Source organism: Haladaptatus paucihalophilus DX253, assembly GCF_000376445.1.
GTDB classification, from domain to species: Archaea; Halobacteriota; Halobacteria; order Halobacteriales; family Haladaptataceae; genus Haladaptatus; species Haladaptatus paucihalophilus.
In genome coordinates, this window is record NZ_AQXI01000001.1 from 1239563 (window position 1) to 1262973 (window position 23411).

General features: G+C 62.9%; 22 protein-coding genes and 1 tRNA gene. 10 read left to right on the plus strand and 13 right to left on the minus strand.

The annotated features are described in order from the left end of the window. Positions 1-190 precede the first annotated feature (190 nt). Positions 191-715, plus strand: coding sequence for a hypothetical protein (locus B208_RS0106955; protein ID WP_073096576.1), 525 nt, complete (start codon positions 191-193; stop codon positions 713-715). Between the two features lie 86 nt (positions 716-801). Continuing rightward, complete coding sequence (locus B208_RS0106960) at positions 802-1353, plus strand: hypothetical protein (protein ID WP_007983429.1); 552 nt, start codon at positions 802-804, stop codon at positions 1351-1353. 13 nt (positions 1354-1366) lie between these two features. Here the strand turns inward: B208_RS0106960 and B208_RS0106965 are convergent, their stop codons facing one another. The 6 genes from B208_RS0106965 to B208_RS0106990 form a co-directional block, all read right to left on the minus strand. Continuing rightward, the gene (locus B208_RS0106965) at positions 1367-2431 is read right to left on the minus strand and encodes a 3-keto-5-aminohexanoate cleavage protein (protein WP_007983431.1); all 1065 of its coding nucleotides are present in this window, start codon (positions 2429-2431) and stop codon (positions 1367-1369) included. A gap of 274 nt (positions 2432-2705) precedes the next feature. Continuing rightward, positions 2706-2776, minus strand: a tRNA-Pro gene (locus B208_RS0106970). A gap of 44 nt (positions 2777-2820) precedes the next feature. Next, positions 2821-3879, minus strand: coding sequence for a succinylglutamate desuccinylase/aspartoacylase family protein (locus B208_RS0106975; protein WP_007983432.1), 1059 nt, complete (start codon positions 3877-3879; stop codon positions 2821-2823). A 69-nt stretch (positions 3880-3948) separates the two neighbouring features. Further along, positions 3949-4821: an RNA-guided pseudouridylation complex pseudouridine synthase subunit Cbf5 gene (locus B208_RS0106980; protein ID WP_007983434.1), complete on the minus strand. Its 873-nt coding sequence runs from the start codon at positions 4819-4821 to the stop codon at positions 3949-3951. Next, on the minus strand, positions 4821-5399 hold the full coding sequence (cmk, locus tag B208_RS0106985) for a (d)CMP kinase (RefSeq protein WP_007983436.1): 579 nt from the start codon (positions 5397-5399) through the stop codon (positions 4821-4823). Before cmk ends, B208_RS0106980 begins: the two co-directional genes overlap by 1 nt. 39 nt (positions 5400-5438) lie before the next feature. After that, complete coding sequence (locus B208_RS0106990) at positions 5439-6350, minus strand: DUF106 domain-containing protein (RefSeq protein ID WP_007983438.1); 912 nt, start codon at positions 6348-6350, stop codon at positions 5439-5441. A 147-nt stretch (positions 6351-6497) separates the two neighbouring features. Here B208_RS0106990 and B208_RS0106995 point away from each other — a divergent pair, with 147 nt between their 5' ends. Further along, positions 6498-6842, plus strand: a complete 345-nt coding sequence (locus B208_RS0106995) for an SHOCT domain-containing protein (protein WP_007983441.1) — start codon at positions 6498-6500, stop codon at positions 6840-6842. Between the two features lie 6 nt (positions 6843-6848). Here B208_RS0106995 and B208_RS0107000 read toward each other — a convergent pair whose 3' ends face one another. Then, positions 6849-7466 (minus strand): adenylate kinase, encoded by a 618-nt coding sequence (locus B208_RS0107000; protein WP_007983442.1) that lies wholly within the window; start codon positions 7464-7466, stop codon positions 6849-6851. An 86-nt stretch (positions 7467-7552) separates the two neighbouring features. On the opposite strand from B208_RS0107000, the gene B208_RS0107005 reads away from it, so the two are divergent. From B208_RS0107005 to B208_RS0107020, 3 genes are all read left to right on the plus strand, one after another. Then, the gene (locus B208_RS0107005) at positions 7553-8020 is read left to right on the plus strand and encodes a hypothetical protein (RefSeq protein WP_007983444.1); all 468 of its coding nucleotides are present in this window, start codon (positions 7553-7555) and stop codon (positions 8018-8020) included. Positions 8021-8178: 158 nt separating this feature from the next. Further along, a complete protein-coding gene (locus B208_RS0107015) occupies positions 8179-8613 on the plus strand; it encodes a universal stress protein (protein ID WP_007983448.1) in 435 nt (144 codons plus the stop codon). Next, positions 8613-10838 carry an amino acid permease gene (locus B208_RS0107020; RefSeq protein WP_007983450.1) on the plus strand — a complete coding sequence of 742 codons (2226 nt, stop codon included), beginning with the start codon at positions 8613-8615 and terminating at the stop codon, positions 10836-10838. Before B208_RS0107015 ends, B208_RS0107020 begins: the two co-directional genes overlap by 1 nt. Positions 10839-10872: 34 nt before the next feature. Here the strand turns inward: B208_RS0107020 and B208_RS0107025 are convergent, their stop codons facing one another. Together B208_RS0107025 and trkA are read right to left on the minus strand one after the other, a co-directional pair. Then, a complete protein-coding gene (locus B208_RS0107025) occupies positions 10873-12471 on the minus strand; it encodes a TrkH family potassium uptake protein (protein WP_007983451.1) in 1599 nt (532 codons plus the stop codon). Next, entirely contained in the window at positions 12468-13808 is a 1341-nt protein-coding gene (trkA, locus tag B208_RS0107030) for a Trk system potassium transporter TrkA (protein WP_007983452.1), read from the minus strand. Before trkA ends, B208_RS0107025 begins: the two co-directional genes overlap by 4 nt. A gap of 287 nt (positions 13809-14095) precedes the next feature. Between trkA and B208_RS0107035 the strand changes: the two genes are divergently transcribed. Then, positions 14096-15124: a DHH family phosphoesterase gene (locus B208_RS0107035; RefSeq protein WP_007983453.1), complete on the plus strand. Its 1029-nt coding sequence runs from the start codon at positions 14096-14098 to the stop codon at positions 15122-15124. 21 nt (positions 15125-15145) lie between these two features. Here B208_RS0107035 and B208_RS0107040 read toward each other — a convergent pair whose 3' ends face one another. The 3 genes from B208_RS0107040 to B208_RS0107050 form a co-directional block, all read right to left on the minus strand. Continuing rightward, a complete protein-coding gene (locus tag B208_RS0107040; protein WP_007983454.1) occupies positions 15146-17560 on the minus strand; it encodes an amino acid permease in 2415 nt (804 codons plus the stop codon). 156 nt (positions 17561-17716) lie between these two features. Further along, positions 17717-17923 carry a hypothetical protein gene (locus B208_RS0107045; protein WP_007983455.1) on the minus strand — a complete coding sequence of 69 codons (207 nt, stop codon included), beginning with the start codon at positions 17921-17923 and terminating at the stop codon, positions 17717-17719. Between the two features lie 122 nt (positions 17924-18045). Beyond that, the gene (locus B208_RS0107050; protein WP_007983456.1) at positions 18046-18459 is read right to left on the minus strand and encodes a hypothetical protein; all 414 of its coding nucleotides are present in this window, start codon (positions 18457-18459) and stop codon (positions 18046-18048) included. 164 nt (positions 18460-18623) lie between these two features. Here B208_RS0107050 and B208_RS0107055 point away from each other — a divergent pair, with 164 nt between their 5' ends. The 3 genes from B208_RS0107055 (at position 18624) to B208_RS0107070 (ending at position 22348) form a co-directional block, all read left to right on the plus strand. Further along, on the plus strand, positions 18624-19592 hold the full coding sequence (locus B208_RS0107055) for a succinylglutamate desuccinylase/aspartoacylase family protein (RefSeq protein ID WP_007983457.1): 969 nt from the start codon (positions 18624-18626) through the stop codon (positions 19590-19592). Between the two features lie 832 nt (positions 19593-20424). Continuing rightward, entirely contained in the window at positions 20425-21129 is a 705-nt protein-coding gene (locus B208_RS0107065; RefSeq protein ID WP_007983460.1) for a 5-formyltetrahydrofolate cyclo-ligase, read from the plus strand. A 154-nt stretch (positions 21130-21283) separates the two neighbouring features. After that, entirely contained in the window at positions 21284-22348 is a 1065-nt protein-coding gene (locus B208_RS0107070) for a right-handed parallel beta-helix repeat-containing protein (protein ID WP_007983461.1), read from the plus strand. A gap of 28 nt (positions 22349-22376) precedes the next feature. Here the strand turns inward: B208_RS0107070 and B208_RS0107075 are convergent, their stop codons facing one another. Then, complete coding sequence (locus B208_RS0107075; protein ID WP_007983462.1) at positions 22377-23372, minus strand: AI-2E family transporter; 996 nt, start codon at positions 23370-23372, stop codon at positions 22377-22379. Positions 23373-23411 lie beyond the last annotated feature (39 nt).

Consider the following 23411-nt stretch of genomic DNA (forward strand, 5'->3'; position numbering starts at 1 on the left):
ATTGTAAATAATAAACCTAGGGGTTCACACATATATGATATCAAAGAACAAGAGCAGGAATCATATATTGTATGAGTAAGGAGTTCTCTCCGCTTGCTTGCCAATCCAGTGGTTACAAAATATTTACTATTTCTAGTTATTTAATCTGATAATAGTAAGTTATTTAATATACGTTTCTGAAATAATTTTCATGCCTCAAATGGCAGCGGCAAACACGCAAGTAAAAGGAGACTCTCTCACATCCGTCGTACAAGCTGTCTCTCGGCTATCGGAAGCGTACCGGAAGCGCGTTCTCGACGTGTTGGACAAAAACGGCGTTCCTGAACCACAGGTGGGTGAATGGTACTCGCTCCCGGCAGCGATAGATTCGCTCGACGAACTCGTCGACGGTATCGGCCCGCGAACCGTCAAGACCATCGGGAAGGAGATCCCCGAAACCGTAGAGTGGCCACCACAAATCGACTCCGTAGAGGCCGGATTGACCGGGCTCGACGACGTGTATCAGATGTATCACCGCGGTGGAGACGTCGGCTACTACGAGTTCGAGAAGACCGGCGAAACGGAGGGACGAATGATCTGTGAAACTCCGTACCCGTCCCCGATGGATCAAGGAATCGTCGAAGGTATCGTCAAGAAGTTCAACGACAGCGGCGCATTCGTCGAAGTCGAGCGGGACGAAACGGCGAGCAAACGAACGTTCGACGTTTCGTGGTAATCGAGCGCACGCCAATTACCAACCGAATTCTATTGTATATTTTCTTATAATAAAACAAATATTCTACAGATGAAAACTATCCTCGTGTGCATATTTCGGAACGACGCGGAACGGACATCAGTAGCATCGAAGTAGAAGGGCGAGCGGTTTCTTCCATCGTCAGGGGAGTCGGGTCCTTCTCCGATGCGTACGAGCGGCGGGCGCTTTCCATCCTCGAAGAGAACGGAATCCCGAAACCACAACCCGGCGAGTGGTATCCGATGGAGTCGTATCTCGACGCATTCGACAAACTGGCCGAGACGGTCGGACCGAGGACGGTGACGAAGATAGGGACGAAAATACCCGACGTCGTGGAGTGGCCGTCGGCGGTCGATTCGGTGGAGAGTGCCCTCTCGAGCGTGGACGACGTGTACCAGATGAACCACCGCGGCGGGGAGGTCGGCTACTACGAGTTCGAGAAGACGGGCGAAACCGAGGGACGAATGGTGTGCGTGAATCCGTATCCACCGGAGTTGAACAGGGGTCTCATCACCGGCGTCGTCGAGACGTGGGGTGACGAGGACGCCGACGTCGAGGCGGTATTTCGGGGGTCGAGAGACGGGATGCAGCTGGTGACGTACGTGGTTTCGTGGCAGTAGCCGACACCCGACATCAGCGTGGCGAGGTGTACTCCATGCCGAGAAAGTCGCGGGCCTGGTCGGGGTCCGTGATGACCTCTCGGCCGAGCAACTCGGCGAACTGCACGGCGAGTTCGATGATTTCGGTGTTGTCCTGAATCACCTCGTTCCGGTGCGGGTATCGCCAGTAGGTGTCCTCGATACCGACGCGGACAACGTTCGCACCCGCGAGCAGTCCGAGGACGAGCGTCGGAAGCCAGTTTCGCCCGCCGGGGTTGACGCCGACGATGGCGTCGTCGATGGTCTCGCGGGCGTTGTAGATGGAGGAGATGACGTTGAGATACGACCACGGGTCGTTGTTCGTCGTCTGGGAGTGGTGTGCGCCCAGATAGAGGTTCAACATGTGCGAATCCTCCTCCACCTCGCCCTTCTCGAACAGTCGATGTTTCAAGTCGTAGAGGACGTGCGTGTCGTACAACTGGAACACCGGTTTGACCCCGTTTTCTTGGAAGAACCGAACGCCCTCCGTGATGGCCGACGGAGAGTGATAGGTACCAGCGCCGAACAACCCCATCGGAAGGACGACCGAACCCTGGCAGTACTTGTTCCCGTCGCCCATGCGGAGCAGTTTCTCCGTCGCCGTCACGTAATCGGCGTGCGGGCCGGTCATCCACGTCTGACTCGTCGTAATCACCTCACCGCACGCCTCGAACACGGGGTCCAGCACCTCGGCGAGCAGTTCCGGACTCTCCCACTGGGGCCGCCGCTCCTCGTTTCGCGGGTGGACGTGCACCGCGGCGGCACCCGCCTCGATACCCTCGATGAGTCCCAGACTCTGTTCTTCGAGCGTGTCCGGGACGGCGGGGTAGTGCTCGCCACCGGCCTGCCATCCGGGGTAGGCGCATTCGATGACGACCGGCCCGCCCATCGTGTCGATCGGCTCCTCGCGGTGGACCGGGAAGAACTCCTTCGCCATCTCGGGAGTGAACGTCGGCGACGATTCGAGTTCGTCGAACGACAAATCGTCGTAGAGATTTCGATGGAGGGCGTCGCGTCTGCCATCCCTACCGGCCGCTCCGGTTGGTTCTTTTTTCGACATATCTAACTGGTTGTACCACCGTTATTTCAATCTTCTCTTAATATTATAAACTATGGAAACAAATATGTCCAATGGTGGTAATACCCAGACATACTCGACACTCACGGAACAACACGGTACATCGAACTCCGAAGTAATCCGTCAGCGTACGAGCATCGTTGACGGATGAGCGACCACCGAACGACTCGCTCCGCTCGCCGTTCGTAGTCCAATCAAAGAATGGGACCACGGAAAAGACTCGCTTCGCTCGTCTTTCCTGCTCCCAACAGAAGTATGGGACCGCCGAGAGTCGAACTCGAGTCCTACGGACCCCATCCGCAGAGGATACCACTACCCCACGGTCCCGCTACATTCTGCAAAAGGAGAGTGCCTATGTTAAGCCCTTCGTTTCACTCCTGCGAGCGTGGGACTACCACGTCGCCGTCGTCCCGCACCGCCAGACTCGTGAGCGGGTCGTTCTCGTAGGCTGCGACGCCGTGATAGCGCCCGACGACGTAGCCGTCGTGGTCCGTTTCGACCGTCGCCTTCGGCTCGCCGTGCGGCGTCACGATGTCCGCGATGACGTCCCCCTCTTCGAAGGCGTCCCCCGCCTCGACGCGGTGGCGAACGATTCCGGCCGTCTCGGTGTGCGGATGGACCGCGCGCTTGACCGGGAAGTCGACGGGCGCGGCGAGTCCCGTCGGTTCCGCGTCGCCGGGTAGCATATCGAGTTCGCGCATGACGTTCAACAGGCCGACGACGCCCTTCTCGCGGGTGTCCTCCTCGACGACCTCGAAGCCGCCGAGTTCGACCGTGAACGCGGGAATTCCGGCGTTGTTCAGCGCCGCGCCCGCCGTCGAGCGCTGGAGGTTCTGCTCGACGTACTCCTCCGCGACGTACTCGTTGATGACCGGGAAGTCGTAGGCGTCCACGAGGCGTTCGAGTTCGTCGGCGAGGTCGCGGGCTTCGTCCTCGTCTCGCTGAGTTCCGTAAAGCACCCTGTCCCGAATCACGAACGGAATCGACCCGACCTGCGCGGTGTGGAGGTCCACGAGCGCATCCGCCGAGTCGGCGAAAGCGTCGAACACCCGTTCGTCGATGAGTTCCTGCACGCGCGGGGGACGCGACCCGTCCGCGTCCGGGTCGGGGAAATAACGGTTCGGGTCGTCACCGTGGTAGTAGGAGGTGCGGGTCGTCCGGCGGAGTCCGGCGGGATTCAAATTTGGGAGACAGACGACCGTCCCGCGAATCTTCGACGCCAACTCCTCATGCATAACGTCCTGCGCGGTGGCGAGGGCGGTCACCTCGTTGCCGTGAATCGACGCCGTAATCCAAAGCGTCGGGCCGTCCTCCTCCCCCTCCGCGATGAGGACTGGGAGGCGTTCGGGCGTTCCTGTCGGAAGGTCGGTGACGTCCAACCATCCGGTGACGAGTTCGCCGGGCGCAGATTCCGCGGTGCCGACTTGCATACCGGGAGGTGATTCGCACGCGACAAAAAGCAGCGTGAACCGGCAGACAGGGAAAACGGGATGTGAGTCCTAAACCAACACGCGTTCCAGTTCGACCACGGTTCCCTCGTCGGCGTCCGCGTCGCCGACCATTCGGCCGAGACAGACCGCCGCGCCGTTCGGCGTGTGACAGGCGACGAGTTGGTCCCGTTCGGCCTCCTCCGCCTCGATGACGCCCGGCGCGTACACCTGCGCGCCGTGTGCGACCTGCTCGGCGGCGCTCGGGGCGATGGTCACGCTCGGGAGGTGGGTCAGGGCGTCCTCCGCGGGGCGGACGATTTTCCGAAGCCAATCGTCCTCGTCCTCCTCCCGCCAGCGCGCCAGCGCGTCCGAGAGGTCGTGGAGGGCCACGAGGTCGGTGTCGTCGAACGGGTCGGTCGCCGTCCGGCGGAGGTGGCCCATGTGCGCCCCGGTTCCGAGCGCGAGGCCGATGTCGTGACAGAGCTTTCGGATGTAGGTTCCGCTCTCGCACCGAATCCCGAGGAGCGCCTTTCTGTCCTGTACTTCCAGCACGTCCAACTCGTAAATCTCGCGCACGCGAAGCTTCCGCGAGACGGCGCTCTTCCGCGGCGGCTTCTGATACAGCGGTGCCTCGAACTCGGAGACGATGGCCTCGATGTCGGCCGGGGCCGTCTCGTGCAGTTCGAGGACCGACACGTACTCCTTCGAACCTTCGAGGAAGACCTGCGAGAGGCGGGTAGCCGAGCCGGTCAGCGTCGGCAGACACCCGGTGACCTTGGGGTCGAGGGTGCCCGCGTGGGCCGCCTGTTCGACCTCGCAGAGGTCCCGAACCCACGCCGCGACCTGATGGGCTGACGGGCCGGGCGGTTTGTCGAGGTTGATGACCCCGAATTCGAGGAGTTCCGCGGGCGAACGCTCGGATGGTGGGCCGCGAAGCGTCATCAGAAGTCGTAGGTAACGCCGGTAATCGGATACTTACCCTCGTCGGAGTCCGGTTCGTAGTTCTCGACGGCCGTCGTCAGCATGGCGAGAACGTCGTCGGGATTCCAACGCGCGGTGTTGATGCTCAAGTCGTAGATGGTGAGGTCGGTGATGTCGATGCCGTAGTACTCCTCGTAGCGTTGGGCCTCACTGCCCGCGCGGGCGCGCGTCTCGGTCGCGGCCTGCTTTTCCGATTTGTCCTCTCGGTCCGCGATGCGGGCCGCGCGCACGTCGAGCGGCGCGTCGAGCCAGATTCTAAAGTCGGCGTGTTCACCGGCGAGCCACCCGGCGAGTCGGGATTCGAGCACGATGTCGTCCTCCTCGGTGGCGATTTCCCGGAGGCGTCGGTCCAAATCAAGGTCTATCTCCTCGTCCTCTTCGGCCAGCTTGTTGAATTCGAGCGGGGTCAGGTCGAGCTCGGCGGCGAGTTCCCGGAAGATGTCGCCGCCGCTCACGTGATCCAATCCGAACGCGTCCGCGAGTCCGTGCGCAGTCGTGCTCTTCCCACTCCCCGGTGGGCCTGAGACGGTCAATAACATATGTACTCTCGAACGGGCACCAAGAAAGAGGTTTTGAACTTACGTCGGCGTCGTCTGGATGTTCAACGCCTTGCGGATGAGTTGCGTGAACGCCATCGAGCACAGGAAGTACCAGACGATCCACGCCATCATCGGCCCGATAACGCCCTCGGACCATCCTGTCGCGCCGACCATCGGAAGGACCAATTTATTGGGAACGACCGCCGGCGTATTGCTGCCGATGCGCCAGTACATCCAGAGGAAGGCAGGGATGGTGATGAACATCGTCCAGACCATCGGGCGGAACTGCTCTTTGAACATGCCCGTCTGGTCGCCCATGGCTTCCATCTGCTCCTGTCGGATGCGCTCCATCGCCTGCTCGTCGCCCTTCTCCTTCGCTTCCTTCTGGCGCTTCTGGATGTCCTTCATGCGCTCCTGATACATGCTCATCTTCTCCATGTCCATCAGGTTGTCCTGCAGGAGCGTGGTGTACAGGCCAGTCAGCATGGCGACGATCATGATGACGACGTAGAACGGGAGCGCGGCGTCGATGGGACCGAGCACCACGTCGACGACCTGCCCGACGGCGGCGCGGATGCCGTTCTGGGAGTAGCCCAAGAACAGACCGATGCTCGCCACCGCCGCGAGTTTGTCCCACTTCGACCACGTAGTGGTCTCGATGTCGTCCACATCGCTGGACGAGGAAGTCGTGCTGGTCGTCGCCGACCCGGAGTCGTCGAGGGCGTCCGCGACTTCATCGGGGTCCGCGAGTTCGAACCCGTGGATACCGTCCACGAGGATACCCTTCTCTATCAGGCGACCCCACTGACCGCTGGTGAGGTCGTCGCTCACGTCCTGCCATTGGACTTCATCCGACCCTTCGTCGGTCCGTTCGTAGATGACCGAGAGGGCGTCGGCCATCGCCGGGTCCTCGGCGATGAGCGATTCTACCTTCTGCGCTGTCCGTGCCATTGTAGCACGTTTGGAATTCGGCGTTAATCAACCTTCGCCATCGGCACGGACGGACGCGAAGCGTCCCGACGACGAACACGCGAAAAACGACCGGCGCGGCGGCATGACTGAAGATAAATTTTTTACAGCTGTCACGTAATACGGGGTATGAGCGAACTGAGTGAAATCCTCCCGGAGCACGATTTTTGGCGTGCGGTCGTATTGGGAGGGTTCGCCATCTTTCTGACGGGAATCATCACGGTTGTCGCTACGCAAGCACCCTACCTCCTCGGAATCATCGCCGTTCTCGGATTCCTCGTGTGGTACCTGCGCGACGGCGACGAAACGGCCGTCGAGGACGACGAGGACGAAGCGGAACTCGACGCCGTGGAGATGCTCAGGGCGCGGTACGCCAACGGCGACATCGACGAGGCGGAGTTCGAACGGCGACTCGACACGCTCCTCGAAGCGGAACCGAGCGAACCGCGGGAAAAAGAACTGTCGTTCGAGTAGCCGCGTTCAGGCCTCTTCTTCGACTGTTTCCTTGATGTCGTCCCACACCTCGTCGGGCGTCTGCTCGCCGTCGATGCGGACGAGTTCGCCCGTCTCCTCGTAGTGCTCGATGACGGGTTCCGTGTTCTCGCGGTAGACGCGGAGGCGCTCGCGCACCGTCTCCTCGGTGTCGTCGTCGCGCTGGACGAGTCGCTCTTTTACCGCTTCGTCCTCGGCGGGATTGTACTCGATGTGGTAGATGTCGCCCGTCTCGGGGTCGAGACGGCGGCCGGTGAGACGGCCGACGAGTTCGTCCTCGTCCACGTCGAGGTACAGAACGACGTCGAGGTCGGTGATGTCGTCCAGGTACTCCGCCTGCGAGAGGTTCCGCGGGTAGCCGTCGAGGACGTAGCCGTCAGCCTCGGACAGGGCGGCGTTCACGATTTCGTTCACCACTGGGTCGGGAACGAGCTCGCCCGCGTCCATGAAGCTCGCGGGGGTACCGTGTTCCGTCTCCATGTGCTTGTTCGCGCGGAGCGCGTCGCCGGTCGTGACGTGTTCCACGTCGAATTCCTCGGCGATTCGTGCGCTCTGTGTCCCTTTCCCAGCACCGGGAGCACCCAAAATCAGGATGTTCGGGTTCATGCACTCACCTGCGCCGTCCTCGCATAAAGGCTTACGGAAACCGAGCGGAGCACCCGGTTTTTGTCGTCCGAAGACGAACGTCCGATATGACCAGATTCAGTGCTTCGACGCCGACTGAGCGGCGGAAACTCGTCGTGGACGCCATCACCGCACACCGCGAGCGCGGGAGCGCCTTCTGCACGCTGGTGGCCGACCTCGAACCGGAACCCGAACCCGACCTCGGTTCCGAAGCGGAACCGACGGCCGCGGTGGAGGACGGGACGAGCGACGAGACGGACGACGAGGAAACCGAACTCCCGCCGTGGATACAGTTCGGCGACCGGACGCTCAACGTGGACTGCACGGACGAGGAACTGGACGCGCTCACGGAGTTGGTCCGGGAGTTCCCGGCGTTCAAAATCGAGCAGTTGGAGAGCCCGGAAAACGCGGAGGGGACGAACGTGCGCATCAGCGCGAAAGCCGACGCGAACCGCATCGCACAGTTCGTAGAGCGGGCGTTCCGCGACGTGTACGGCTGCTCCGAGTCGGTGACGGTCTGGGCGGTGGAGGTGTGAGTCCGTGGCTGGTTTCGTAGTCGTTATCACCTTGCTCGGAGATTACGGGGACGCATGACACACCGACACGCCATTCGAGATACGTCCGATATCGAACACTGGACCGACCCGACGCGACGGTACACCCGACAGGTAATCGACACCGGGTGGTACGTCACATGACGGGGCTGTTCGAACGCATCGTCCTCCCGGTCGTGACCGAAGAGGACGCGGAGACGACGTGCGACGCGGCGCTCGACCGCGTTGCCGACGCCGACGGCCGCGTGGTCGCAGTGCACGTCGTCGAGAAGGGCGGCGGAATTCCCGACAAGGCGTCGGTCGAACAGCGCGAAGAACGTGCGGACGAGATATTTTCCGTCGTCACGGACCGCTGTGACGCCGCCGGGGTTCCGGTCGAGACGAAACTCACCTACGGCACGGACATCGCTGACGCCATCTTCGACGTGGCCGAGGACGTGGACGCGACGGCGATCGTGTTCTCGCCGCGGCACGGCAGCCGATGGATACAACTGCTCACGGGGGACGTGGCTCACTCGCTCGTCACGAAGTCGGACAGGCCGATAGTCGTCCTCCCCGACACGGAGGCGAACTGATGGCGGACGAGGAACTCGCAAAGGACCTCGGACCGCTCGCCGCGCTCACCATCGGCGTCGGGACGATGATCGGCGCGGGCATCTTCGTGCTTCCCGGCGTCGCCGCCGCGGAAGCCGGGCCGCTCGTCATCCTCTCGTTCATCGTCGGTGGCGGCGTCGCGGTGCTAACGGCCTTCTCGGCGAGCGAACTCGGCACCGCGATGCCGAAAGCGGGCGGCGCGTACTACTACATCAACCACGCGCTCGGGCCGCTGTTCGGCTCCATCGCGGGGTGGGGTAACTGGATGGGACTGGCGTTCGCCTCGGCGTTCTACATGCTGGGCTTCGGCCAGTACGTCACCGAGTTCCTGTCGGTCCCGTCGGTCGGCTTCCTCTCGCCGTCACAGCTCGGCGCGCTGGTGGCCGGGTCGCTGTTCGTCCTCGTCAACTACGTCGGCGCGAAGGAGACGGGGCGACTGCAGAACATCATCGTCGTGACGCTCGTCGGGATTCTGACGGTGTTCTCCGTCGTCGGCGCGTTCCACGCCGACCTCTCGACGCTTCGACCGTTCGCGCCCAACGGCATCACGCCGCTGTTGCCGACGACGGGACTCATCTTCGTCTCGTACCTCGGCTTCGTCCAAATCACGTCCGTCGGGGAGGAGATTCAGAACCCCGGAAAGAACCTTCCCCGCGCCGTCATCGGGAGCGTCGTCATCGTGACGATCATCTACGCGCTGGTGTTGCTGGTCCTCCTCTCGGTGGTCGAACTCAACGTCGTGGCGAACAACGACACCGCGGTGGTCGAAGTGGCGAGCATGCTGATGGGTCCGGCCGGGGCGGTCGCCCTCACGTTCGGCGGCCTACTCGCAACGGCCTCCAGCGCGAACGCCTCGATTCTCGCGTCCTCGCGCATCAACTTCGCCATGGGCCGGGACAAACTGGTGAGCAACTGGCTCAACGACATCCACGACCGGTTCACCACCCCGTACCGCTCCATCGGCGTCACGGGCGGCCTCATCCTCCTGTTCGTCGTCATCGGCGACGTGGAGGTGCTCGCCACGGCCGGGAGCGTCCTCCACCTCGTCATCTACGGCCTGCTCAACGTCGCGCTCATCGTGATGCGGGAGGCCGACACGGATGATTACCATCCCGACTATCGTGTGCCGCTGTACCCGTACACCCCGATTCTCGGAGCGCTCACCTCGTTCGGCCTCATCGGCTTCATGGCGTCCGCCGACATCGTCGCGCCGACGCTCGCCGTCGCCTTCGTCGTCGGCGCGGTCGGGTGGTACTTCCTCTACGCCCGCAGAAAGACCGAAAAACAGGGCGTCCTCACGGATCACGTCCTTAGCCAACCGGAGGCGATGCCCGAATCGGCCGTCTCCGCCGTGTCGTCGGTGAAACCGGACGGCGGCGACTACCGCGTGATGGTGCCGTTGGCCAACCCCGAACACGAGACGGACCTCATCTCGCTCGCCAGCGCCGTGGCGAGCCAACGCGGCGGAACGGTCGTCGCGACGCACATCGTGCAGGTGCCTGACCAGACGCCGCTGGCGAGCGGCGCGGCGCACGTCGAGGAACTCGACGCCGAATCGGCCGAACTCCTCGAACGAGCGCGCGCGGATGCCGAGACGTTCGGCGTCCCCGTCGAAACGCACACCATCCTCTCGCACCGCTCGTTCGAGGAGATTTTCGACGCGGCCCGAACCCACGCCGCGGACCTCGTGGTCATGGGGTGGGGCGAGGACAGCCACGGCTCCCCCGGCCGGGCCGAGAGCGCCATCGACGAACTGACGAACGGGCTTCCGTGCGACGTGGTGGTTCTCCGAGATAGGGGATTCGACCCCGGTCGCGTGCTCGTTCCCACCGCTGGCGGGCCGGACTCCGAGCTCAGCGCGGCCATCGCGCAGATGCTGCAGGCGGAGTACGACTCCGAACTCTCGCTCCTCCACGTCACCGACGAATCGCGTGACGCGGGCGAGGAGTTCCTCGCCGACTGGGCCACGGAACACGGCATCGAGGACGCGAATCTCGTCGTGGTGGACGACGAGGACGTCGAAGCGGCCATCGAACGTGCGGCGGGCGACTGCTCGCTGCTCGTCATCGGCGCGACCGAGGAAGGCCTCCTTTCCCGTCTCGTCCGGGGGTCGCTCGCGCTCGACATCGTTGACGACGTGGACTGTTCCGTCCTGCTCGCGGAAAAGCAGCGAAAGCGGTCGATGCGAGAGCGACTCATCGGGTAATCCTCCCGAATTCGACGTTGGTTTCTCGGAATCCCTACGACCGCCAGTACGCGCTCGTCAGTAGGACGAACACCGGGAAGATTTCGAGTCGTCCGACCCACATCAGGACGACCATGAGGAGTTTCGCGCTGTTCGAGAAGGGGAGATAGTTGTTCATCGGGCCGACGAGTTGGAATCCCGGCCCCACGTTCCCGAGCGTCGAAGCGATGGCGCTCATGGCTTCGAGCGTGTTGATGTTCGGGCCGGTCCGCTCGATGTCGAGGAAGAGGAGGAGCGTGGCGACGAGGAAGATGACCACGTAGAGCAGCGTGAACGCGTAGATACCGCGAACCGCGCGCTCGTCGAGTGCGCGGCCGCCGAGTCGAACCGGACGAACCGCTTCGGGGTGGACGTTCGTGAACAGTTCCCGGCGGAAGGATTTCAGGATGACGAGCCAGCGCACGATTTTGATGGCACCGCCGGTCGAACCCGCACAGCCACCGATGAGCATCGCGCCCAGCATGAGGTATTGGGCGGAGCTATTCCACGTGTTGAAGTCCATGCTGGCGTACCCCGTCGTCGTGACGATGGAGACGAGTTGGAAGGTGGCGTGACGAATCGACGATTCGATGTTCCCGGCGACAGCCGGGCCGTTCGGGACGAACACCAACCCCTGATGGGTGTACAGCAGGACGGACAAAATCGCGGAGAGGACGGCCAAGATGCCGATGTAAAAGCGGAACTCGACGTCCTCGAACAGTCGTCGCGGATTCCCGTTCAGGACGTGCCAGAACAACGCGAAGTTCGTCCCCGCCGCGATCATGAACGGAACGATGACCCACTGAACGACCGCCGAGAAGGCCTCGACGCTCCGCGCCTCGGGGGAGAACCCCCCGGTCGCCATCGTCGTGAAACCGTGCGCGACGGCGTTGTAGAACGTCATCTGCGGCGCGAGCGGCGTCCCGAGCACGTTCCCCAGAACGTGGAGGCCGAACAGCAGGAGGATTTCGAGCGCGGTGATGCCGAGGTACGCCTTCCAGAGCGCCCGCGCCGTCTCCGCGATTCGCGGGGTGAGCTTCTGGATGCCGGGGCCGGGCGCTTCCGCGTCCATCAACTGCGCACCACCGACCGACAGTTCCGGCAGAATCGCCACCGCGAGGACGACGATTCCCATCCCACCGAGCCACTGGGTCAACTGCCGCCACATCAACAGCGCGCGCGAGTGCGTCTCGAAGGAGATGTCGCCCATCACGGTCGCGCCGGTCGTCGTGAACCCGCTCATGCTCTCGAACAGCGCGTTGACGGGGTGCGCGAGCGTGGACGGCCCCGACTGGACGGCGAGGTAGGGATAGGCGCTCAGCAACGAGATGTCGTTTCCGGCGATGACGTAGGGGAGGCCGCCGACGATGGACACCGCGAACCACGTCAGCGCGACCATCAGGAACCCCTCGCGCGCACCCATCTCGGGGTCGGGTTCGACGCGTTCGAGCGACCACCCGACGACGACGGCGACGACCATCGTCGTGACGAACGTGCTGATACCTTCCCCGTAGTAGAGTCCGACGAGCAGCGGGAACACCAGCGGGACGGAGAGCCACTTGACGACCGTTCCGACGAGACTCACGCTCGCCCGCCAATCGACGCGGAGGGTCATAGTGCGCCACTCACTTCCGAAACCACGTTTCGATGGGCGAACACCACGATGTGGTCTCCCTGTTTCACGACCGTATCGCCGCGCGGAACGATGAATTCGCCGTTGCGGGTTATCGCACCGATAACCACGCCGTCGGGGAGATTAGCGACGCCCTCGCTGATCGGTCTATCGACGAGCACGCTGTTAGCGTCGATTTCGATTTCGAGCACTTCCGCGCGGTCGTTCTCGATGAGCGCGATGTTCTCGGCGCGCTCCTCGCGGGTGAACCGCGTTATCTCTTCGGCCGTGACCTCGCGCGGATTGATCACCACGTCGATGCCGACCGTTTCGAACAGCGAGACGTACTCCGTGTTCTCGACGATGGCGATGGCTCGTTCGGCACCGAGTTGGCGAACCAGCAGGGAGACGAGGAGGTTCTTCTCGTCGTTTTCCAGCGCCGCGACGACGACATCGGCCTCATCGACGTGTTCGCGCATCAGGAAGTCCGTGTCCGTGGCGTCGCTCGCCATGACGACGGTTCCCGGCAGCGCTTCGGCCAGCGAGCGGGCGCGGGTGGAGTTCTGTTCGACGAGTCTGGGCTTGAGGTTACGATTTTCGAGCAGTCGAGCGGTGTGGAAGCCGATTTCGCTGCCGCCGATTACCACGACGTCCTTCTCCGTGCTCGGCGTCTCGTCGGGAGCGACTTCCTTGGCGAACTGCTGGACGCTCTCGGGACTGCCGATGACGACGACCTTATCGTCGGCCTGAATGACCGTTTCTCCGCGCGGGATATCGACGTCCCTGTCGCGGATGACGGCGGCGAACGTGAGCGAATCGAAGCGGTCGGCCTGCCGAATCGTCTGTTCCGCCAGCGGACTGTCCCCTCGCACTTCGAACTCCGCCATCTGGACCTTCCCACCCGCGAAGGGGTCCACGTCGCGCGCCGCGGGGAGGCCGATGACGCGAACGATGTCCGTCGCCGTGAGCAGGTTCGTACACACCAGGAAATCCACGCCGAACGCGCCGGGGTCCGCGTTTTCCCACGTCTGAAGGTAATCGACCTTCTTCACTCGCGCGATGGTAAACGGGTCGTCCACGGTCTTCGCCGTCCCGCACACGACGAGGTTCGTCTCGTCGTCGTCGGTGCTGGCGATAACCATGTCGGCGCGTTCGATGCCCGCGTCACGCAACGTGTCGAGCGAGGTTCCGTCCCCCTGTATCGGAAGCACGTCGAGCGAGTACGTGAGCGATTCCACTCGTTCACCGTCCCGGTCCACGACCACGACTTCGTGCGTATCGGAGAGGCTGGCCGCGATGGACGAGCCGACTTCACCCGCGCCGACGATGACGATTCGCATGAGTTCGTTCGTTCCTCGCGTTCCTCTCCACCGAGAAGCTATCGTTCTTCGTCGCACGGTTCGATGCGAAACGAGAATGGCAAAAACAGCCAGTAAACGGCTCGTGTCGGGAGATATCCCGAAATACCTCCGTCAGAAGGGGAGCGCTACCCGTTCGTCGGCGCGTGGTAGGCCGATGCTGAATCCGCCGGTGTCAATAATATAATCAATAACAACTACAAGACTCGTCGTCGATAGCGTCGGTCACGTTCTCGACCGCGGTGAAACGGTCGGGACACCGATGAACGATGTCCCTCGATACGCCCCGCCATCGACCGACCGACCGATGCGATTCGCTCCTCGCCGTGCTCGGCGGTGCCGACTCGCTCGCGGTCGTCTGTCACGACAACCCGGACCCGGACAGCATCAGCAGCGCGCTCGCACTCGCCGCCATCGCCGAGTCCGCGGACGTCGCCGAAACCGACCTCTACTACGGCGGCGAGATAACACACCAGCAAAACCGGGCGATGGTCAACCTGTTGGACGTGGAGTTACACCCGTTCGCCGAGGAGTGTCTCGATTCGACGGATATCGTCGGATTCGTGGACCACGCGATTCCGGGACAGAACAACCGCGTCCCCGCGGAATACGTCCCCGATATCGTCATCGACCACCATCCGAACGAGAACGTCGAAGGCGTGCACGTGGACCACCGGGAAGACGTCGGCGCGACGGCCTCCATGCTGACGGAGTATCTGGTGGAACTCGACGTCGAACTCGACACTCGACTGGCGACCGCCCTGCTGTTCGGAATCCGTCGTGAAACGCTCGAATTCACGCGGGATGCGACCGAGGCGGAGTACACGAACGCCCGGCACCTCCACCCGCACGCGGACGTGGACCTCCTCCGTCGGCTCTCGGACTCGCTGTTCACTCACGAGACGCTCGACTCCATCGCCGACACGATTCAAAATCGCGTCGTTCGAGGCTCGCACCTCGTCTCGCACGCGGGGCGAACCACCGAGCGGGACACGCTCCCACAAGCGGCCGACTACCTGCTCAACCTCGAAGGGGTTTCGACCACCCTCGTCTTCGGCATCATCGACGACACGGTGCACCTGAGCGCGCGGACCCGCAACCCTCGGGTTCACGCTGGCGACCTTCTGGTGGGTGCCTTCGACGACATGGGTAGCGTCGGCGGCCACCGAGCAATGGCGGGCGGGGCGATTTCTCTCGGCCTGTTCGGCGCGCTCGACGACCGCGACGACGCGCTCGTCGAACTCGTGAGCGAGGTGCTGACGGGACGGTTCTTCGAGCAGATAGCCGGAAACCCGTAACGACGAAAAACCGACGATTGTCTATCGCAGCCAGCGCGAGAGGCGAGAGGTGATACCGAGGTTGCGCTTCGCCATGATGATGGTGCTCTTCGAGCGCCATCCGACCTGTTCGGGGAGTGCGCCGAAGACGAACTGCTGGAGCAGTCCCTCGCGGGTCGCGCCGATGATGGTCAGGTCGTGCTCGCCGGTGCGTTCGACGATGGTGTCGATAACGTCGTCGCCGGTCAGCAGTTCGGTCGTGACGGTCGTCCCCTCGCTGAAGTCGTCTTTCGCCTCGTCGAGCACGGTCTGTGCGTTCGCGCGCTCGCTCTCGCTCGCGTCGGGACCGACGACGTGGATGACTTCCACGGTCGCGCCGTTCGAGCGGGCGATGTTGTCCGCCACTTCGGCGGCGAGTTCGGCGTGCGGACCGCCCGCCGTCGGGACGAGGATGGATTCGGCCGCACCCTCGTCCGGTCCGATGCGCTCGACCAACACGTCACAGTCGGCGTTCTGAACCACTTCGTCCACGTTGCTTCCGAGGACGATATCCCGCCGTTGGCTCTTGTGCTGTCCCTTCCAGCCCATCAATACCGCGTCGCTGTCGTACTGTTCGACGGTGTTGAGGATGGCCTTCGACACGTCGTGACCGATACGAATCGTCCCGCTGACGGGGACGTCCTCGTCCTCCGCGATGGCCATCGCCTCGTCCAACACGTTACGCTGGTCGTCGATGAACTTCCGACCCTCGGACAGCGGCGTCTGTTGTGGCACCGTGACGATGCTCATGACGAGGATTTCGCCGTTCCGGTCGCGCGCGATGTCGGTCGCGGTCCGCATCAACTGCGGCGCGCTCTCCGGGTTGGCGATGGGGACGACGATCTGGTTGTCGGCTTCCGAGGGGACGCGCTCGGTGACGACGGTCGGCGTCTCCTCCTCCATCTGCTCGGCTTCCTTCTGCTTGGAGTAACCGTAGTAGACGCCCAGCCCGATGATCATCCAGACCGCGGTCGTGATGAGCGCCACGAACCCTTCGGACCCCGGGCCGATACCCGGTTTCAGGCCGAGTTCGTAGACGAGGAACGGCGTGAGTAGGAACTGCAACCCGATGCCGATGAGCGGCGGCCACGGCATGTACGGAACCTTGTACGTGCGCGGCAGGTCGGGGTGCGTCTGGCGCATCCGGATGACCGTCCAGTTCACCTGCACGAACAGCAGGATGAACATCAGGTCGGCGGAGGCGGCGACGCTCTCTATCGGCAAGGAAATCGCCATCAGGATGATGAGGATACCCGAGAGCAAAATCGCCCAGTGGGGCGTTCGCTTGTCGGGGTGGATCCGGTCGAAGAACGCGGGAAGCGCCCGGTCGCGGCCCATCGCAAAGGAGACACGACTGGAGGAGTACACCGTGGCGTTCAGCGCGCTCATGGTCGCCGCGAGTCCGGCGAACAGCAGGAGGAACGCGCCGTACGGCACGAACTGCCCCGCCGCCTCGATGATGCCGAGTTCGCCGAGCCCGCCGAGCAGTTCCCACGTCGGGACGCTCGCGGCCGAGCCACTGACACCGGCCGCCTTGCTGATGAGGTCGGCGGTCGGCGTGATGCCGCCGATGGCCGCGAACGCGACCAGCACGTAAATCGGGACGACGATGGCCATCGAGTAGAAGACGGCCTTGGGGACGTTCTTCCCGGGGTTGACGACCTCTTCACCGGACTGGACGATGATTTCGTACCCCTCGAAGGCGATGTAGGTGAATCCCATCGCGCCGACGATGCCGATGAAGCCGTTCGGTGCGAAACTCGGACTGTCGAGGAACTTCGCCGTCCAGTTCGGGTTGTTGAACGTCGTCGTCAATCCGAAGGCGACGAAGATGCCGAGGATGACGACCTTGATACCGGTCACGATGACTCCGGCCTTTCCCGTCTCTTCGGCCCCGCGGAAGTTGATGTACGCGAACGCGACGACGACCAACGCCGCCAGCCCCTTTTCGGCCATAATGGGCGTGATGAAGCCCAACAGAGCGAACTCGGTCGGGAGGCCGAATCCGATGCGCAGGAATTCGACGAAGAACGTCCCGAACGTCACGGCGTACAGCGCACACGCGACCGCGTGGGCGAACCAGCTCATCCACCCGGCGTAGAAGCCGTTCGGGTCGACAAGTGCCTCTTTCACCCAGAGGTAACCGCCACCGGCCTCGGGGAACGCTGCGCCGAGTTCCGCATACGAAACGGCGGTGAACATCGCGACGAATCCGTTGATAATGAACGCGATGGTCAGGGCCGGACCGGCGATACCCGCCGCGAACCCGGTGAGGGCGAACACGCCCGCCCCTATCATCGCGCCGACACCGATAAACGTGATGTCGAACAGACTCATGTCGCGGGAGAGTTCGGTCTCGACGGAGCCGTCCCCCGTCGAACCGCCACCCGCTTCTGCCTCTGTCGAACTATGGTCCATCGCTCTCACATCGTATTCCAGTAAGGAAAGTTCTACCGTAATCGTTAGCAAACATTGTCATGAATGATTATTGTAAGGGTCGGTCCCGTCGGAGGAACCGTACGAAGGCGTTTCGAGCGCTGAGACGACACGCTTCAGCGCCCTGTCAGTACGTCGTCAGAGTTCCTCGTGAATCCAGTAGTGAGCGATTTTAGACGCATCGACCCAGTGAACCTGGTCGTCCGCGTCGATGCGGATGTACGGCTCCTCCTCGAACTCGACGTTGTGCGTGTGGAGTTCGAGTTCCTCGCCGCCAGCGAGCTTCACCATTATCTCTCCCTTTTCTTCCAAACCGTCTTCCAATCGCTGGTACGTGGATGTCATCGTCGATCTCTCCATCACAGGCAACATCGGGAGCGTTCAAAAGATTTGTTGCCAAAGCTGTAGAAATATTCGTGGAGAACGGTCGTTTCATCCCCTTTTCGCGGCGAAAACATCCGGAAGGATTACGCAACTCCGTTGTCCCGGAGGAGGTCCGCGAGGACGTGACAGTAGAGCACGACCGCGGTGAAAACCGCGACGGGCGGCCACAGGAGGACCAAGGCACCGACGAGGACGCCTCCGATTGCGACGTGCGAGAGGATGCGCATGTGTTCCAGTTCCGCGCTGTCCACGTCCTCGAACACCCAGTCTTGATCACCGAAGGCATCGGTGGGGTTCGCCAGACACGCCCGGAGGTGTCGCCAACTCCCGGTTTCGACGCGCGTAAGGACGAAGTGGTCCAAGTCGATGAAGACGCTCAACAGCACGCCGTAGACGAACAGGGCGGCGAGCAGCGGCGTCCCGAACCGACTCGAAAGCGGAACGAGGAGGAGCGCGGACGCGACCGCGCCGATGAGGAAGTGTTCCCGCGAGTACATCGCTCGAATCCGACACGGCGGGAGGGCTAAAAGATGGCGTCCACCACTTTCACCATTTGGCGTAGGTATTTATATAACTACGAGATTCCGTGTGAAATGGTCTCGTAAGACACGCTATCGAGGTTCGCTAGATTGATAGTGTCTCCCATACAGTCCTGCACCCGATGGAAGGTCACACCGCGGAACGCATCACGCTCGCTCGACTGCCGTCGGGCGTCGAACTCGAAACGACCGTTCACACGTACGACGGCGCGGACGACGGCCCGACGCTCTACGTGCAGGCCGCACAGCACGGCCGCGAAATCAACGGAAGCGAAGTGCTCCGACGGTTCCACGAGGAACTCGACACCGAGCACCTCGCCGGGCGAATCGTCGCGGTGCCCGTCGCCGACCCGCTCACGTTCGACCGCGTGTCCTACACCACGCCCGAACAGCTAGACAGCATCAATCCGAATATGAACCGGGTTTGGCCCGGCGACGAGGACGGAACGCTCCACGAGCGCATGGCGGCCGCGCTCTGGGAGTACGCGAGCGAAGCGGACGCCATCGTGGACCTCCACACCGGCAGCCGCGACATGCTGACCCACGTCGTGTTCATGGAAGGCGACCGGGAATCCCGCGCGCTGGCCGAGGCGTTCGGTACCGACCTCCTGCTCTCCGAGCAAGCGGGCGACGACGCCGACGTCGAGTGGGAGGAACGGGACTTCGGCGGCAAGTTCCGCGTCGCGGCCACGCGCGAAGGAATTCCGTCCATCACGCCGGAACTCGCGCACAACAAGGAAATCGTCGAAAGCGCGGTCGAAACCGGGCTGACGGGCGTCGTCAACGTCTGTCGCCACCTCGACATGCTCCCGTCGGCACCCGTCGAGAACGGCGACCCGGTGCTCGCGCGAAACCACCTCGGCCGCGTCGATGCCGCCGATTCCGGGCTGTTCGTCGTCGAATCGGGTCACGAAATCGGCGATTCCGTCGAAGCGGGAGAGCGCGTCGGAACCCTGTACGACCCGGCGACCTACGAGATTCGACAGGAAGTCGAAACCGACCGCGACGGCATCCTGTACTCGTTGACCCGCGAATCGACCGTTTGCGGAGGCGGGAAGTTGCTGAGCGTCGCGCTACTCCGCGAGGAGTGAGCCATCGACGGAGAGAGTTTTCCGAGTTCCGGGACGCGGGCGACCGCCACCCCGAGAATCCAGCTCTGGCGAACCGGCGAGGAGATACCGACCGCTTGGTCGTAGTAACCGTTCGCGTCCCCCTTCGTGATGAATCCGGCGTGCGGTGCCGGACAGTTCCGGAGTTCGGCGCAGTTGTCGGCACCCGCGAGATACGCAGGGTCCCCCTCGTCGTACCAGTTCTCTCCCGACGAAACCCAAAATCGCGCCCGATGAAGGACCGGAATCGCCGACTCGTTTCCGTAGGGTCGATAGACGAGGACGTTGCCGGGACCGCCGAGCGTCTGGAACCCGTCCCGTTTACCGTTTCGTGCGGAGACGACCCCATCGCGGCTGTCCGGCGGCGTGACGCGGTGTTTGTCCATTACCACGACCACGTCGGACGTGTTGATGTGCGGCGACATGCTTCCGCTGATGACGGTGTACGCGGGCGGCCAGACGCCCAGCGTTGCGACGAAGAGCACGCTCAGGACGAGAAGGAGTGCGACCACGCTAGCGAGCAATCGTCGGAGGCTGAACACGACACGGCGAGACGCGAGGGACGGGCTTTGTTATCTCCTCCCTGCGCACGGGAACGGATAGCTTGCGGACGAGCGACCGCACGGAAGTGACGGCGATACCGTCAATAAGTACACTGGGTGACAAGAGTAGGCCGACGGAACGGGACGTCAAATCGTCGTTACCGCGTCGTAGTCGGTCGCTTTCCCGTATCTACCACCGAGAGTTGGTTCGAAGCCGAACGCCTCCGAGCCGCTCACCATCGCTTTTTATATCGTGACACACCAGTCCCGCTATGGACAAAGCCGACCTCCGCGACCGCATCTGGTCGCGGTTGGAGGACGAGGGCATCGCTCGGTTCCCGTTCCCGCCGCACGGACGGATCCCGAACTTCGCGAGCGCCGGGAAGGCGGCCGACCGCCTCGCGGAACTCCCCGAATGGAAGGATGCGTCGGTGATAAAGGCCAACCCCGACGCCCCCCAGTTGCCGGTTCGGCGGCGGGCGCTCCGCGAGGGGAAGGTCGTCTACATGGCTCAGCCGCGGCTGCGGGACGAAAAACCGTTCATGAAGCTCGACCCGACCGAAATCGAGGATACGGACGCCGCCGCAACGGTGTCGAAGATGGACCGCTACGCCGAACCGGTCGCACCGGACGAGATGCCGGACGTGGATTTCGTCGTCTCGGGGAGCGTCGCGGTGACGGAGGACGGTGCCCGCGTCGGGAAAGGAGAGGGATACAGCGACCTCGAATTCGCCGTTCTCCGGGCGCTGGGTGCGGTGGACGACGAGACGACGATTGCCACGACGGTACACGAAGTGCAGGTCGTCGAGGAGGCTCCGGCGGTCGAAGCACACGACGTGCCGATGGACGTGGTGGTGACGCCCGAACGCGTCGTCAGGACGGAATCCCCCTACGAGCGCCCGACGGGTATCGACTGGGACGCGCTACCCGACGAGAAAATCGAGGAGATTCCGCTCCTCCAGCGATTACGACCGTGATTCGAGTATCGGAACCGAATTCGAGCGCCGGAACAGTGATTCGAATATTGGAATCGCGATTCGAGCATCGGTTGTCGCTACAACCCGAACGCAACGGACGATTGCTGTAGAGTGACGGGTAAATAACGAACTATGAGCGAAACGAGGTGCGGGCATGCGCGTCGAACGTCCGACACGGACCGCGGTCTCGCTTGCGACCGTAGTGGTCGTCGGATTGCTCGTCGTTTCGGCGGTCGGCGGGGCGCTCTCGATGACCCTCCACGACCCGACCATCGGCGTTGCGGCGGGACAGTCCCAACCGGCGAACGGAACCGAAATCGACTCCTGTCGGACGATTTCGTCGTCCGGTCGGTACGTCCTCACCGAGGACGTTCGAAACGCGACGGTCGATACGTGCCTTCGCATCACGGCAAGCGACGTAACCCTCGACGGGCGGGGCAATCTCGTCGATGGCATCGGCGATTTCGGTACCACCGGCGTCCGCGTGGAGGGTGGGTCGAACGTGACGGTACGGAACGTGGAAGCGACCGATTGGGACGACGGGGTACGATTCGTGGGCACGCGCCGCGCCGTCGCCGCGAACACGACGACCGCACGGAACCGCGTCGGGTTGTCCCTCGTGTCGCTCCGGGATAGCAGAGCGGTGAACAACGTCGCCCGCTCGAACGCGGTCGCTGGCGTCTTCCTCGTCGGGAGCAGTTCGAACAACACGCTCCGGAACACGACCGCGAGCGAGAACGCGTTGGTCGGCGTACAACTCGTCGAAGCAACGGGAACGACCGTCGTCGGAACGGAGGTCCGCGGTAACGAATTCGGCGTCGCCCTGTTGGGCGCGAACGGAAACGTCGTCCGCGACAGCGTGGCGAGCGGAAACCACATCGCCGGACTCTGGCTGTCCGCGGCCAGCGACAACCGAATCCGGGAGAATCGCGTTTCGAACCGGTTTTACGGCGTGTACCTCGCGGACGGCGCGGAGAACAACACGGTCGAATCTAACGACGCCGTGAACAACTCGGTCGGGGTTCGGTTGCGGGCGAGCGACCGCAACGCGATTCTCCGTAACCGCGTCACGGACAGCAGCGACACGGGTATCCTCCTCATTTCGAGCGACGACAACCGCGTCGTCGGCAATCGCGGAGCGGAAAACAGACGGGGAATCGTCGTCTCGAAATCCTCGTCGGGGAACGTCCGCTCGAACAACTCGGTGGGAGAAGCGTGACGGCGAAGTCGCGTCGGTGAAATCGGTACTACTCGGCGTACTCGCGGGCGAAGACGGTGAGGAGCGACCGGAAGATGCCGAGGACGATGGGGCCGAAGAACAGCCCCATGAAGCCGAACACGTAGACGCCGCCGAAGATGCCGACGACGAGGATGCCGGGGTTGAGTTTCGCCTCGTGTCCGCTGACCAGCGGCCGGAGATAGTTGTCCGAGAGGCTGACGACGAGGGTACCGTAGACGAACAGAAACGCCGCCGCAATCGGGCGGTCGACGAGGAAGAGGTAGAGCGAGGCGGGAAGCCAGACGACGGAGGCACCGATGAGCGGGAGCAACGAGAGCACCGTCGTCACGACGGTCCAGAACACGACGCCCGGAACGCCAGCGATGACGAAGCCGATACCGGTCAGAATCCCCTGAACGATGCCGACGAGGAGGTTGCCGACCAACACGCCCCACATCACCCGGTCCATCTCGGAGTAGAGTTCGTCCTGCACGTCGTCGGGCAGCGGCGTACAGCGGCGAATCCACGCCACGAACTCCTCGCCGTCCGTGAGGAGGTAGTAGAGGATGAACACCATCACCGTGAGACCGATGAGCGCGTCCGAGAGGCCGCCGAAGATGCCGAGCGCGTTTTCGATCAGACGCGAGGAACTCCCCGCGGGTAGCAGTTCCTGTAACGTGCGTCCGTGGATTGTGACGCCGGTGTACCGTTCGACGAGGGCTATCAGTTCGGCGAACCGTGGGTCCCCTTGAACGATGGCTCTAACGAGCGTGAACGCCTGTTGCGCCGCGATAACCGCGATTGCTCCGACCGGAACGATAACGACGAGCGTGGTGAGGCTGATGAGCGAGAGCGCGGAAACCCGGGCGCTGACGCGAGATTCGAATCGCGTTTGGACCGGGTGAAGGATGTACCCCAACAGAATCGCGGCCAACACGTACTGGAGAAACGGTTTGACGAGGAGGGTTGCGAGGACGCCGAAAACGGCGATGAGAAACAGTAGAAATCCGCGTTGCCGATTCATGTCGGAAAATGGAACCCGAGGCGTATAAATCAGCACGAC